8 protein-coding genes and 1 CRISPR repeat array (1 of these 9 cut by a window edge) are annotated in these 14123 nt (G+C 65.5%); of the genes, 5 read left to right on the forward strand and 3 right to left on the reverse strand.

All coding sequences use genetic code 11. The features are described from left to right. Positions 1–1188: direct repeats of the CRISPR family, unit length 37 nt; unit sequence GTCTTAATCCCTTCAAAGCCAGGGAAGCCAGCCAGAC (it extends 1121 nt beyond the left edge of the window). Positions 1189–1322: 134 nt separating this feature from the next. The 3 genes from cas2 to VITFI_RS10650 are packed head-to-tail and all read right to left on the reverse strand — an operon-like array spanning position 1323 to position 2933. Further along, complete coding sequence (cas2, locus tag VITFI_RS10640; RefSeq protein ID WP_089416941.1) at positions 1323–1610, reverse strand: CRISPR-associated endonuclease Cas2; 288 nt, start codon at positions 1608–1610, stop codon at positions 1323–1325. A 12-nt stretch (positions 1611–1622) separates the two neighbouring features. After that, the gene (gene cas1 / locus VITFI_RS10645; RefSeq protein ID WP_089416942.1) at positions 1623–2615 is read right to left on the reverse strand and encodes a CRISPR-associated endonuclease Cas1; all 993 of its coding nucleotides are present in this window, start codon (positions 2613–2615) and stop codon (positions 1623–1625) included. Between the two features lie 18 nt (positions 2616–2633). Continuing rightward, on the reverse strand, positions 2634–2933 hold the full coding sequence (locus VITFI_RS10650) for a CRISPR-associated endonuclease Cas2 (RefSeq protein WP_089416943.1): 300 nt from the start codon (positions 2931–2933) through the stop codon (positions 2634–2636). Between the two features lie 140 nt (positions 2934–3073). Here VITFI_RS10650 and recC point away from each other — a divergent pair, with 140 nt between their 5' ends. The 5 genes from recC to yaaA are packed head-to-tail and all read left to right on the forward strand — an operon-like array spanning position 3074 to position 14079. Next, positions 3074–6784 carry an exodeoxyribonuclease V subunit gamma gene (gene recC, locus VITFI_RS10655; protein WP_089418106.1) on the forward strand — a complete coding sequence of 1237 codons (3711 nt, stop codon included), beginning with the start codon at positions 3074–3076 and terminating at the stop codon, positions 6782–6784. Next, positions 6781–10521 carry an exodeoxyribonuclease V subunit beta gene (gene recB / locus VITFI_RS10660; protein ID WP_089416944.1) on the forward strand — a complete coding sequence of 1247 codons (3741 nt, stop codon included), beginning with the start codon at positions 6781–6783 and terminating at the stop codon, positions 10519–10521. Before recC ends, recB begins: the two co-directional genes overlap by 4 nt. Then, positions 10518–12557, forward strand: a complete 2040-nt coding sequence (gene recD, locus VITFI_RS10665; protein ID WP_089416945.1) for an exodeoxyribonuclease V subunit alpha — start codon at positions 10518–10520, stop codon at positions 12555–12557. The genes recB and recD overlap by 4 nt, the downstream gene beginning before the upstream one ends. Then, positions 12554–13282 carry an esterase gene (gene ypfH, locus VITFI_RS10670; RefSeq protein ID WP_089416946.1) on the forward strand — a complete coding sequence of 243 codons (729 nt, stop codon included), beginning with the start codon at positions 12554–12556 and terminating at the stop codon, positions 13280–13282. Before recD ends, ypfH begins: the two co-directional genes overlap by 4 nt. 17 nt (positions 13283–13299) lie before the next feature. Continuing rightward, positions 13300–14079: a peroxide stress protein YaaA gene (yaaA, locus tag VITFI_RS10675; protein ID WP_089416947.1), complete on the forward strand. Its 780-nt coding sequence runs from the start codon at positions 13300–13302 to the stop codon at positions 14077–14079. Positions 14080–14123 lie beyond the last annotated feature (44 nt).

Genomic DNA, 14123 nt, shown 5'->3' on the forward strand with positions numbered 1-14123 from the left:
AGGGAAGCCAGCCAGACCGCCTTGGAGGAGGCCATCGCGGAGGCTTTTAGTCTTAATCCCTTCAAAGCCAGGGAAGCCAGCCAGACTACGGTTGCCTATTCCAAAAACAATCGTTTATGTCTTAATCCCTTCAAAGCCAGGGAAGCCAGCCAGACCCAACTGGCGCGCATGCACGGCAAAGACGTGCTGTCTTAATCCCTTCAAAGCCAGGGAAGCCAGCCAGACGACAGCAAAATTTACGAAACCAAGTTCGACTTGTCTTAATCCCTTCAAAGCCAGGGAAGCCAGCCAGACTGCTCCAAGTGCAGTGCAAAACACCACGGTAGCGTCTTAATCCCTTCAAAGCCAGGGAAGCCAGCCAGACCTCAACGGAGCCAATTATGTCGTCTTTGATAGTCTTAATCCCTTCAAAGCCAGGGAAGCCAGCCAGACGGAGCCCTAGGTTCAGGGTGTCGGCTTCGGGGTCTTAATCCCTTCAAAGCCAGGGAAGCCAGCCAGACTAAATCGATCGGAACAACGTGCCGTGTGATGAGTCTTAATCCCTTCAAAGCCAGGGAAGCCAGCCAGACGTGCCGGCGAAACCGGCTACATGGCCGCCCACGTCTTAATCCCTTCAAAGCCAGGGAAGCCAGCCAGACCCACAGCACCGCGATGGTCATGGGTGATCCGGTGTCTTAATCCCTTCAAAGCCAGGGAAGCCAGCCAGACGGGGAGGACATTCATCATATCCGCGCAGCATTGTCTTAATCCCTTCAAAGCCAGGGAAGCCAGCCAGACTACTACCGGTATGAGATGTGACCTCATAGCACGTCTTAATCCCTTCAAAGCCAGGGAAGCCAGCCAGACTGTCACGTGGCCGCACCAACCGAAGCCGAGACGTCTTAATCCCTTCAAAGCCAGGGAAGCCAGCCAGACAGCATTGAAATAGATGATGGCGACATCATCAGGTCTTAATCCCTTCAAAGCCAGGGAAGCCAGCCAGACCCGACGCCGCGTGGGAGGCGGCCGGTGGGGCGTCTTAATCCCTTCAAAGCCAGGGAAGCCAGCCAGCCGCGCAGCATTCGCCAACCCCCATAAAGTGGCGTCTTAATCCCTTCAAAGCCAGGGAAGCCAGCCAGTTGTATCCGAGCAACTCGAAGAATATGTCGGGCGTCTTAATCCCTTCAAAGCCAGGGAAGCCAGCCAGACTTCGTCCGAAAAAACCTTTGTGTGACAAGCACTTGCAAGGGGGCTTGACAAAAAATTTTCCGAACGACGAGCTGACTGCGAAAGCACATTTCATGCCAATGGGGTCTGGCTGGCGAGGCGCAGTCTAGCACACCTCAGCGACCTTCTGGCAACCACATGCCCTCCGGCACCAACGACCGGCCCAGCCGCACCACCGCATCCGGCCCCGAACACCGGTACGCCCGCAAATCATCATCCTCCGCCGCCAACGCCGCCAATTCATCCATCAAAATTTTCATCCCCTGCGCACTCTTGCGCACCTCAAATAAACTATATTGCAATGGAATCCCCACCCCCTTTAACCGCTTCAAAATTTTCGCAGAGCGGCGCGGATCATGAATATCATAACAAACCCACCACACCGCCACATCATGATCCGCCATTTTAAAACCCCCTCACCACGGCTCAACCTCATCCCCAAAACCATCATCAAAAAATAACTCCCCCTCATCCCGCAACTGGCGCGCCAAAATCATGCAGCGTAACCTCAACCACCGCTGCCAAACCGGCAACGCCTTGAACCACTCGTCATAAAAAATACGCCGCCCCGCCTTCCCCATCAAACACGCACCACCGCCCTCCGGCACCGTAAAGTGCGCCTCCCTCAATAACCGCTCCCTGAATAATCCAACCACCCAATCATCCACCAACGGCCTCAACGGTTCAATCAAATCACACGCCAAAGATTCACGCCCCACACTGGGCCGATGGTAAAACCCCAGCAACGGATCCAACCCCGCCGCCTGCGCCAAACCCACCGCCTCCAAATGCAACATCGTATACCCCAGCGATAACCCGACATTCACCGGGTCACGCGGCGGGCGCCGATTTCTCCCCTCAAATCCCAACCCCGGCGCTACCACCACCGCCAACCCCGAAAAATAAACCCGCGCCGCTGCACCTTCCAAACCCCGCAAACTCGCCACATCCCCACCTTGCAGGGCCTGCCGGCGGATGGCCTCCACCCGCGCCACAGCATCCGATAACCGCCGCCGCGCCTCCGGTCGGCGGGATAACCATCCCCGCAACACCCGCACCTGTCGCCCCAATTTGGCCACCACCACTTGGCGTGCCCAATCTGCACATGCTGGCCCATTCAACACCCGCTGACTTTGCGCCAACCGCAAACCCGCATCTCGATGCTGCGGCCCCAGCACCACCGCCACCCGCCGCCCCAAACGCGGACTGAACAGCACCGTGCCCACCCCAGCCTCTGCCAGCTTGAGCAACACCCCGCTGTCCAATTGCGTGTCCGCCCCCCGGATCACACACCGATTCAGCAACGCCAGCGGCACACTGCCCCGCCGTTCCTCACCCTCATACACCGCGATCGCTTCCGCATCACAGCGCAAACTCATCCCCGATCGATCCACCAGTAACGTGCTCATCTCAAACCTCCCGCGTTTTTAATCAAATCGATACACCGACGGCACATCGTGGGCCGCACCCACCGCCCGGCCACGCAACAGTGGCGTGCTGTGCGCGTCCAGCCGCAGCAACAAAAACTGATCTTCGTCACCGTCCAGCAACTCAACCACCACCGCCAGCAGCGCCCGCCGCTCCGCTGGTGTCAGCCAGATCACATGGGCCGAGCGCTGACCCAACTCCGCCGCATACGCCTGCACGCGCTGCCAAATGCGCTGGCGCCGAGAGGTGTCGCTCACGTCATAGGCCGCCAGATAACCGGTTCGTTTGACTTCGCCCATGGCCCCCCTTTGGTGTGTTGCGCACAGCCTGCCACGCCTCCACCCAGTCAGTGACAGACTGCAAGCTTGCAAGAGGCCATATTCGCCCGGACTGTGACAAAGTGCGCCCCATTGCCCAGCCGGTTCACCGACCCATCACCATGACCTCTCCCCCTCCCGGCCTCCTCGTCCTCCACGGCAACCGCGCCGAACACCTCGCCCAAGTCCTCGTCGAGTGGCTGCACCGCCACCCGCTGGCGCCGCTGGAAGAAGACGTGGTGCTGGTGCAGAGCAACGGCATGGCCGAGTGGTTCAAGATGGCCTTCGCCCAGCAAGCCGGTGTGTGCGCCGCCACGCGGGTCGAGCTGCCGGGGCGCTTCCAGTGGCGGCTGTATCGCCAGACGCTGGGCCGGCGCCAAGTGCCCACCCATTCACCGTTCGACAAAACGCCCCTGACCTGGCGCTTGATGCAGCGCCTGCCCGGCTTGCTGCACGAACCGGCCTTCGCCCCCGTGGCCGGTTTTCTGCAAGAAGGTGAGGAGCCCGAGCGCCCGCTGCAACTGGCCCGCCGCCTGGCCGATTTGTTCGACCAATATCAGATTTACCGCGCCGATTGGCTGCAAGCCTGGGCCGAAGGCCGCGATGTGCTGCCCCGTGCCGACGGCACCGCCCCCGACGTGCCCGACGATCAGCGCTGGCAACCCGCCCTGTGGCGCGAGCTGCTCAACGGCGATCACGGCTTGAGCGAACGCGAACGCGCCGCCCTGCGCCCCGAACTGCACGCCCGCGTGGTGGCCACGCTGCGCAGCGAGAGCGAGACCGCCGCCCCGCTGCCCCGGCGCGTGGTGCTGTTTGGCATGACCCACTTACCGCTGGCCTTGCTGGAGCTGCTCGCCGCCCTGGCCACACGTTCCCAAGTGCTGCTGGCCTTGCCCAACCCCTGCCGCTTCCATTGGGCGGACATCATCGATGGCCGCGAACTGCTGCGCCAGCAACGCCGTCGCCAGCCTTTGCGGGCGGGGCGCGATCTGGCCGCCGTCTCGCTGGAAGAAATGCACGCCCACGCGCACCCGCTGCTGGCGTCCTGGGGCCGACAGAGCCGCGATTTCATCCGCCAACTGGACGCCTTCGACGACACCGAGCGCCTGCACAGCCAGCACGGTTTGGGCCGCGAGCTGGCGCGTGTGGATCTGTTCGACGACGAGCAGGATCAACCCAGCGCCCACTTGCTGGCCCAGGTGCAAGCGCGCATCCGCGACTTGGTACCGCTGCCCGAGCACGCCCAAGCGGCCCGCGAAGCGGGGCAGGGCGGTGACAGCGGCCAGGCGCTGCGCGATGACGACCGCTCGGTGGTGTTCCACCAAGCCCACAGCGCCATGCGCGAGCTGGAAGTGCTGCACGACCAACTGTTGCGCCTGCTCGCCGACCCGCCCGCCGACGCCAGCGGCCAGCACCCGCCGCTGGCCCCGCGTGACATCGTGGTGATGGTGCCAGACATCGCCGCGTTTGAGCCTGCCATCCGCGCCGTGTTCGGCCAATACCCGAAGCACGATCCGCGCCACATTCCGTTCGACATCGCCGACTTGAGCGCCCGCGACACCAGCCCGCTCATGGCCGCGCTGGAGTGGCTGCTGCGCTTGCCGCAACAGCGCTGCACCTTCAGCGAGCTGTGTGACTTGCTGGACGTGCCCGCGCTGGCGCGGCGCTTTGGCCTGAAGCCTGAAGCCCTGCCGCAGCTCACGCACTGGATGGCCGGCGCGGGGCTGCGCTGGGGGGTGGACGTGCAACAGCGCGGCCTGCTCAAGCTGGACGCTTGCGGCGACGCCAACAGCGCCCTCTGGGCGCTGCGTCGTATGTTGCTGGGTTACGCCAGCGGTGCTGGGCCGGCGTTTGCCGAGATCGAACCGCACGCCGAAGTCGGTGGGCTGGAGGCCGAGCTGGCGGGCTCGCTCGCGCTGCTGCTGGAGCGCCTGGCGCACTGGTGGGCGCTGCTGCGCGAACCGGCCACGCCCAGCGCCTGGGCCGAACGCGCCCGCGCCCTGCTGCTGGACTTCTTCACCGCCACCGACGACAGCGACCGCGCCACCCTGGCCGCGTTGGACGAAGCCCTGTCGGCTTGGCTGAACGCTTGCGAACAAGCCGGCTTCGAGAGCACCGTGCCGCTGGCTGTGGCGCGTGAGGCGTGGCTCGAATCGCTGAACGAACCGACGCTGAATCGGCGTTTCCGTGCCGGTGGCGTCACCTTCTGCACGCTGATGCCGATGCGTGCCATTCCGTTCGACGTGGTGTGCCTGCTGGGCATGAACGAGGGCGATTACCCGCGCCGCGCCCCGCGCATCGATTTTGACCTGATGGGCCTGCCCGGCCACGCCCGCCCCGGCGACCGCTCCCGCCGCGACGATGACCGCCAGTTGATGCTGGAAGCGCTGCTCTCCGCCCGGCGCGTGCTGTATGTGAGCTGGGCCGCCCGCAACCCGCGAGACAACAGCGAGCAGCCGCCCTCGGTGTTGGTGTCGCAGTTGCGGGATTACTTGTGCGCCGGTTGGGGCGATGCCGCCGTGAAAGACCGCACCACCGAGCACCCGTTGCAACCGTTCAGCCGGCGTTATTTCGAGGCGGGGCAGACGCTGTTTACCTATGCGAGTGAGTGGCGGTTGGCGCATCAAGCGGGAGCCCCCTCTCCCCAGCCCTCTCCCACGAGGGGAGAGGGAGACATGCCAGCAAAGCCCCTCCCCCCTGGCGGGGGAGGGGTTGGGGAGAGGGGGCTTCCCCCCTTCACCCCCGACCCAGCAGCGCCGTTGTCGCTGCGTCGGTTGGCCGCGTTTGTGCGCCAGCCCGTGCGCGCTTTTTTCCGCGAGCGCCTCAGCGTCTGGTTTGACAGCACCGACAGCGAAGTTCAAGACGAGGAAGCCTTCAGCCTCGCCGGTTTGGAAGCCCACAGCTTGATGCAAGAGCTGCTGGACGAAGCGCAATCTCAACTGCAAACCAGCCCCCTCAAAGCCGTACCCGACGCCCTGCCGCGTGTGGTGGACGCGCTGCTGACCCGCACCCGCCGCGCCGGGCGCCTGCCCCTGGGTGGATTGGGCGAGCTGGCGCGTCAAGAGTTGGCGGAAACGCTGTCCACGGTGCTCGACGTGTGGCTGGGCGTTCAAGCGGCGCACGCCGAAGCGCTGCCGCACCGCCCGCTGGCTTTCGAATCCGGCGATGTGCGCTTGCAAGATTGGCTCACCGGCCTGCACCGATCGGCTGACCACTCCGTGCCCGTGGTGATGCTGTTGAGCGCCAGCCGGCTGTGCGGCAAGTCCAACCGAAACGGCCTGGTGCCGCGCAAAGACGCGCTGTTGGAGGCGTGGTTGCTGGCACTGGTGGCGGCAGCCTGCGGCCAACCGCTGCAACTGATCTTGGTGGGGCGCGATGCCACGCTCACCGCCACTTCACCTCCGCCAGACGAGGCCGCCGCCACCCTGAAACGCCTGCTGACGGCCTGGCGCTGCGGCCAACAAGCCCCGCTGCCCGTGGCGCGGCGCACGGCGTTGGCGTGGTTGGAGCGAGCGGCGACGCTGTCCGCCCAACTGGAGGGCGACGTGCTGCCGCACGAGCTGGAACCGGCGTTCATGGACGCTCGCAGCGCCTACGAAGGCGGTTTTGCCCAGGCCGGCGAGGTGCAGCAGGATGCGTGCTTGGCCCGCCTGTTCCCCGATTTCGAACACCTGCTGAACGCCTCTGCCGACGATGAACACGGCCACCCTCTGCGCTTCGCCGATTGGGCCACCTGGCTTTACGAACCCCTGCGCCAGTGGGTTGAAGAGGGGGTGAGCGCCGAAGCCCACCCCAGCCCCGCTGCCGACCTCACCTCCGGAACCGACGCATGAACGCCCCCGACTTGATTCCGCTGCGCCCGCTGAGTTTTCCGCTGCACGGGGCGCGTTTGATCGAAGCCAGCGCCGGCACCGGCAAAACGTGGACGATTGCCGCGCTTTACCTGCGCTTGGTGCTGGGCCACGGCCCGGACGGCGTCGCGTTCCCCGGTGGCCCGCTGCGCCCCGATCAGATTTTGGTGATGACTTTCACCCGCGCCGCCACGCGGGAGCTGTCTGACCGCATCCGCGACCGTTTGTTGAAAGCGGCGCAGGCCTTTCGCGCCGACGATGCGCCGTCGCCGAAAGAAGACCTTGTGCTGGCCGAGCTGTTCGCCGCGTATCCACCCGGATCGGCACGCAGCCAAGCGGCGCACCGCCTCGCCCTGGCCGCTGAAGGCATGGACGACGCAGCGATCCACACCATCGACGCCTGGTGCCAACGCATGCTGCGCGAACACGCCTTCGACAGTGGGAACCTGTTCGACGAAGAACTGTTGCCCGATGAGCAGCACCTCCTCACCCAAGCCGTGCAGGATTACTGGCGCCAACAGTGCTACCCGCTGACCGCCGCCCAGCTCGGGCCGGTGCTGGGTGTGTGGGCCAACGTCGAGGCGTTGTTGTCGGATATACGCAATATTTTAGGATTGCTCGATCCCCACCAAACTGAAAAAAGAAACATCATCCCGGTTTCCCTGGGGGCCTGTTTGGGTGAGTGCCAAACGCAACGCCAACAGCGTCTGACCGAGTTGAAAGCCGGTTGGGCCGAGCGGGCCGAAGGCCTGCGCGATTGGGTGGTGTTTCAAACCGAACCCAAGGTGTGCCCATGGGATCGGCGCAAGCTGTCGGCAGCCAACGTGCGCAAGTGGATGCAAACCGTCATCGACTGGGCGCAAGATCCCGACGCCGAGACCCTCGCGCTCTCCGATGCGGCCTGGCACCGCATCCGCCCCGAAGGCATCGCCGAAGCGTGGAAAGGCAAGGGCGTCCAGCCGGCTTTGCCCGAAGCCTGCGCCGCGTTCGTCACCCTGGCGGCGGATTTGGCGAGTTTGCCGTCGCTGGCCCCGGCGCTGCGCCTGCATGCGGCGCAACACATCGCCCAACGCTTGGAGGAACTCAAGCGCCAGAGCGGCCACTTCGGTTTTGCCGATCTGCTGGTGCGCCTAGATACCGCCCTGCAAAGCGAGAGCGGCGAGCGTCTGCGCCAACGCATCCTCACCCAAACCCCGGTGGCGCTGATCGACGAGTTTCAGGACACATCGGCGCTGCAATACCGCATTTTCGACCGCTTGTACCGCGTCGCCGAGCTGGACGGGCAGGGCGCCACGCCCACCGCGCTGCTGCTCATCGGCGACCCGAAGCAATCCATCTACCGCTTCCGGGGCGCGGACATCGCCAGCTATTTGGCGGCGCGCCGTGCCACTGCGGGGCGCCATTACGTTCTGGACACCAATTACCGCTCGACGCAAGCCGTGGTGCAGGCCATCAACCACTGCTTTGCCCAGGCCGAGCAGCGCCCCGGTGCCGGCGCATTTGGTTATCGCGCTGTGGATGACGATGGCGTGATCGACAACCCGCTGCCCTTTGTGACAGTGGCAACCCAGGGCCGCGCCGAGCAGTTTTTGCACGCCGGGGCGGAGCAACCGGCGTTGACGCTGGTGCATGCCCTCCAGCTCGCCCCCGCCGAAACCCATCTGCGCCATTTGGCCGAACTGTGCGCGGCGCAAATCGTCACCTGGCTGAACGAAGCGCGCACCGGGTTTGCTGTGCCCGGTGATCCCAGCACCTGGTGCCGTTTACGCCCGGCCGACATTGCCGTGTTGGTGCGCACGGGCCGCGAGGCTCGGGCCATCAAAAAGGCGTTAGAACGGCGGCGTGTGGCGTCGGTGTACCTGTCGGATCGGGAATCGGTGTTCAACAGCGATGAAGCGGGCGATCTGCTGCACCTGTTGCGGGCCGTCGCCCAGCCGTTGGACAGCCGTTTGGTGCGCGCTGCCCTGGCCACGCGCACGCTGGGGCTGAATTTGGCGCAGTTGGCTCAACTCGCCGCCGACGATGAGGCTTTCGACAAAGAGGCCGAAAAACTGCGCGAGCTGCACGGCGTCTGGCAACGCCAAGGCGTGCTGACGCTGCTGCGTCAGGTGCTACACCGCTACGATTTGCCGGCGCGTTGGCTCGATCCGCAAGCCGATCCGGGCGGCGAGCGGCGCCTCACCAATTTCTTGCATTTGGCCGAGCTGTTGCAAAGCGCCAGCCGCGAGTTGGACGGCGAACAAGCGTTGATCCGCTGGTTAACCGAGCAATGTGAAGCCGCCGCCGCCGGCCAAGTCAGCGGTGACGAGCAGGTGGTGCGCCTGGAAAGTGATGCCGACTTGGTCAAGGTCGTCACCATTCACAAAAGTAAGGGCTTGGAATATCCGGTGGTGTGCTTGCCGTTTGCGGTGAGCTTTCGCCCGGAGGCCAAGGGCCACACCACGGCGTTTGCTTGGCTGGACGAACACGGCCAACGTCAATTGCGCTTGGACATCGACGATGAACTCATCGCCCGCGCCGATGCCGAACGCTTGCGCGAAGACGTGCGCCTGTTGTACGTCGCCCTGACCCGTGCCCGCCATGCCCTGTGGTTGGGCTTCGCGGCCCTGACCGTGGGCAACAGCAAAGAGTGCCAAACCCACCGCAGCGCCGCCGGCCACCTGCTGACCCACCCCGACGCCACCGACGCCGACACCCTCGCCCAGATGCTGGCCCGATTGGCCCAAGGTTGCCCCGACATCGCCCTGCAACCCGCCCCCGAAGAGCGCCCCCCGCTGGTGCCTCTGACCCGCCGCGAACAAGCTGCCAACCTCACCACCGCGCAGACGTACAACGGCCAATTCGACCGCACCTGGGGCATCGCCAGCTTTTCCTCCCTGGTGCGTGCCATGACCTCGACGCACACCGTCATCCACGCCCCCCGTCCCGCCGACGACGAACCCCCGGCTGCCGAGTTCCCCTCTCCTTCAGGAGAGGGGCCAGGGGTGAGGTGGCACCGCTTCGAGCGCGGCCCCCTCGCCGGTAATTTCCTGCATGAGCAACTCGAATGGCTGGCCCACGAAGCCTTCGCTTTGGCCGACGATTCCAGCTTGGCCGAGCGCCTGCGCCGTCGCTGCGAACGCGCCGGGCGAGGCGCCCAAGCCGATGATGTCATCGCCTGGCTGAGTGCCTGGATGCACCAACCCCTGACCGGGCCGGGCGTGCCCCTGCCGCACTTGCACCGCCTTCTGCCCGAAATGGAGTTCTGGCTGCCAGCGGCGCAACTGCCTGCCGCGACGGTCGATGCCCTGTGCCGGCGCCACCTGCTGCGCGATCTCGCCCCGGAGGCGCCCCGTCCCACCCTGGTGGCGCGTGAGCTGCACGGCCTGGTGATGGGTTTCGCCGATTTGGTGTTTGAACACGATGGCCGTTATTGGGTACTGGACTACAAGAGCAACCAACTCGGCCCCGAGGGTTCGTCCTACACCGCCGCCGCCCTGACCGAAGCCATGGCCCTGCACCGTTACGACGTGCAAGCCGCCCTCTACCTGCTGGCATTGCACCGCCTGCTGCGCCAGCGCCTGGGCGATGTCTACGACCCCGCCAGCCAACTCGGCGGGGCGATTTACCTGTTCTTGCGCGGCTTGGACGGCCCAGTGCAAGGGCAGCATCTCGTTCCTCCCGATCTGGCCTTGCTGGAAGCGCTGGACGCCTTGTTGACCCAGGAGGCCACTGCATGAGCCCCGCCGTTTCTGTCCCGATGACTGCTGCCGAATGGCTGGCGCGCTTGCGCCTGTGGGCCGAAGCCGGTTGGCTGCGGCGCTTGGATGCGGCGCTGGCCGGTTTCCTGGCCGAGTTAGACCCGGAGGCTTCGCCGGTGCTGTGGGTGTCGGCGGCGTTGCTGTCGCGCATGGAGGGGCACGGGCACACCTGCTTGCCGCTGTCGCCCCTGCCCACCGTGCCCAACGAGGTGCTGAACGGCCCCACCGCCGCTGCCGAAGCGCTCGCCGAAGTGTGGCCGCAACTGCCCGCCACCCTGCCGGCGTGGTGTGAGGCGCTGCGCCGCAGCCCCTGTGTGCGCCACGGACTCCAGCCCGACACCGGCCAGCCGTTGGTGTTGGTGGAGGAGGGCGCATCGGCTTGGCTGTACTTGCGCCGTTATTGGCTGCACGAGCAGTCGGTGGCGCGGGCGGTGAGCCAACGCTGCGCAGCGATCACCGAACCCGACCGCGCCGGGGTGCGCCATTGGCTCGACCGCTTGTTCCCCGACGCCCTGCCGGGGCCGGATTGGCAAAAACTCGCCTGCGCGGTGGCGCTGCGCGGGCGGTTGTCGGTCATCACGGGGGGGCCGGGCACGGGTAAAACCTACACCGCTGCCCGCTTGCTGGCTTTGCTGCTGGCCACCACGCCGGAAGCGGCGCGGGCCGGGTTGCGCGTCGCGCTGGCTGCGCCCACCGGCAAGGCCGCCGCCCGGCTCAAACAGTCCATCGACACCGCGTTGCAAGCGCTGCAAAACCAGCTCGGGGACACGCTGGCCCTGGCGCCTTTGATTCAACGCATCGGCGCGGCGCGCACCCTGCACGCGCTGCTGGGCGCCCGCCCGGACACGCGCCGCTTCACCCACAACGCCCGCCAGCCGCTGGAGCTGGATGTGTTGATCGTCGATGAAGCGTCGATGATTCACTTGGAGATGATGTCGGCGCTGCTGGAGGCGCTGCCGCCCACGGCGCGGCTGGTGTTGCTGGGCGACAAGGATCAACTGGCTTCGGTGGAAGCGGGCGCCGTGCTGGGCGATCTGTGCCGCGATGCCGATGCCGGTCGTTACAGCACCGACACCGCCCGCTATGCCGAGGACGCTGCCGGCCTCCGCCTGCCCGACGACATGCTGGCCCCCGGTGACTTGGCGCCCGCCTTGGCACAGCAGACGGTGATGTTGCGCACCAGCCGCCGTTTCAGCGGCCCGATTGGGCAACTGGCGCAGGCCGTCAACGTGGGTGATGCGGATCGCGCCCGCCAGGTGCTCCGAGCGCGTGAAGATCAGGTGTTGACCGCGTGGGAAGGCGTGCCCGCTGCGCGGGTGTGCGATCTGGCGGTACACGGTCGGCCAGGCGCTCCGGGGGGATATCGCCCTTACCTGGACGCGTTGGCTGACTTCCAGCCGTTGCCGTCCAGCGCCAGCGAAGCCGAGCGCCAAGCTCACCATGCTGTGTGGGTCAAACGGGTGTTGGGGGCGTTTGAGGGCTTCCGCCTGCTGTGCGCCGTGCGCGAAGGGGAATGGGGCGTGGGCGGATTGAACCGGGCGGTGGCGCAGGCGCTGGAGCGCACCGGGGCGCTGTCGCCGCGTGGCGAGTGGTACGCCGGCCGGCCCGTGATGGTGACGCGTAACGACCCGGCCTTGGGCGTCAGCAATGGGGACATTGGCATCGCCCTGCCAGCCTGCGTGCCTGCGGGCGAAACCTCGGCCTTGCGCGTGTGGTTCTTGGAAGGCGAGCATCTGCGCTCGGTGGGGGTGAGCCGGTTGGCACATGTTGAAACCGCGTTTGCCATGACGGTTCACAAAAGCCAGGGCTCCGAGTTTGAGCACACCGTGCTGGTGTTGCCCGAGCAGGGTGGGGCGGTGCTGGGGCGTGAGCTGGTTTACACCGGCATCACGCGGGCCAAGCGCTTCTTCACCTTGGTGAGTGCCCGCGCCGGCACGCTGGAACAGGCGATGGAGCGGCCCACCCGCCGTGCCAGCGGCCTGCGGCGCAGCTTGGCGGGACAATCTGGCGCATGAACACCTCCTCCCTTGACGCTTCTCCCCACGTCCTGCAATGGTTGCCCGCCCAGGGCGCGCCAGCCCAACTGTTCGTGCTGCTGCACGGCGTGGGCAGCAGCGCGGCCAATATGGCGCCGTTGGCGCAGTGGCTGCAAGCACAATTCCCGCAAGCGGCCATCCTCGCGCCCGATGGTTTTGATGCCTTTGACTACGACCCTTCCGGCCAAGCCCGCCAATGGTTTTCGCTGAAAGAGGTGACCGAGGACAACCGCCCGGCCCGCGTTGCGGCTGTGCTGCCGCGCCTGCTGGCGTGGCTCACCGAAGCGCAACAGCATTTCGGCATCGATCCGCAAGCCACCGCGCTGGTGGGCTTTTCGCAAGGCGCCATCCTCAGCATGGCGCTGGTGCATGAACATGACGGCGCGGCAGGGCGCGTGCTGGCTTTCGCGGGGCGCTACGCCAAGCTGCCCGACACGGCTCCGCAGCTCACCACCTTCCACCTGTTCCACGGCAGCGCGGACGCCACCATCCCGGTGCAGCATGCCCGTGCGGCCATTGAACGCCTGGCCGCATTGGGCGGCGATGCCACCATCGACATCGTTCAAGATGCTGGCCACGAAATCAACGGCGCATTGCTCAACAGCGCGTTGTTCCGGTTGCGCAGCCACATCCCACAGCGGACGTGGCGCGCTGCCTTGGGCGCCGCGCAAGCCCAAAACGCCACCGATCCCGATTTGCACTGAACCGCCTCGGTTTTACCATGCTTTGTCTGCTCTCTCCTGCCAAGTCTCTGGACTACGAAAGCGCCATCGCGCCCGAAGTGCTGGCGTTGGCCACCTTGCCATCGTTCGTGCCGCAGTCGGCGGCGCTGGTGGAGGTGTTGCGTGGCCACACCCCGGCGCAGTTGGCGGCGCTGATGTCGCTTTCCGACCCGCTGGCCCAGCTCAACGTGGCGCGCTATCAACTGTGGCGCCCCGAATTCACCGATGACAACAGCCGCCCGGCGGTTTTCGCCTTCAATGGCGATGTGTATGAAGGGCTGGAGGCGGCCAGCCTGTCGGTTGAGCAACTGACGTGGGCGCAGCAGCATGTGCTGATCCTGTCCGGGCTGTATGGCGTGTTGCGTCCGTTGGATCGCCTGCAACCCTATCGGCTGGAGATGGGCACGCGCTTGGCCACGCCGCAGGCCAAAGATCTGTATGGCTACTGGGGCGAGCGGCCAGCGCAGTTCATCAACGACCAGCAAGCGGGCGATGCGGCGCCTGTGGTGGTGAACTTGGCGTCACAGGAGTATTTCAAGGCCGTCAAACGCAAGGTGTTGCGTGCGCGGGTGGTGGAGTGTGTGTTTGAGGATTGGAAGTCCGGCCAGTGGAAGGTGATCAGCTTTCACGCCAAGCGTGCCCGAGGCTTGATGGCCCGCCACCTCATCACCCACCGCATCGACCATCCCGACGGGCTGGACAGCTTCGACGCCGAAGGCTGGGCCTTCGCGCCCGCTGCCTCCGAAGCTGACCGGCGCGTGTTCCGTCGCCGCTTGTAATTGTTGACTAAAAAATTCAACAAACAACTTGCGCTGAGCTTTGT

Source organism: Vitreoscilla filiformis (genome assembly GCF_002222655.1).
GTDB lineage: Bacteria > Pseudomonadota > Gammaproteobacteria > Burkholderiales > Burkholderiaceae_C > Ideonella > Ideonella filiformis.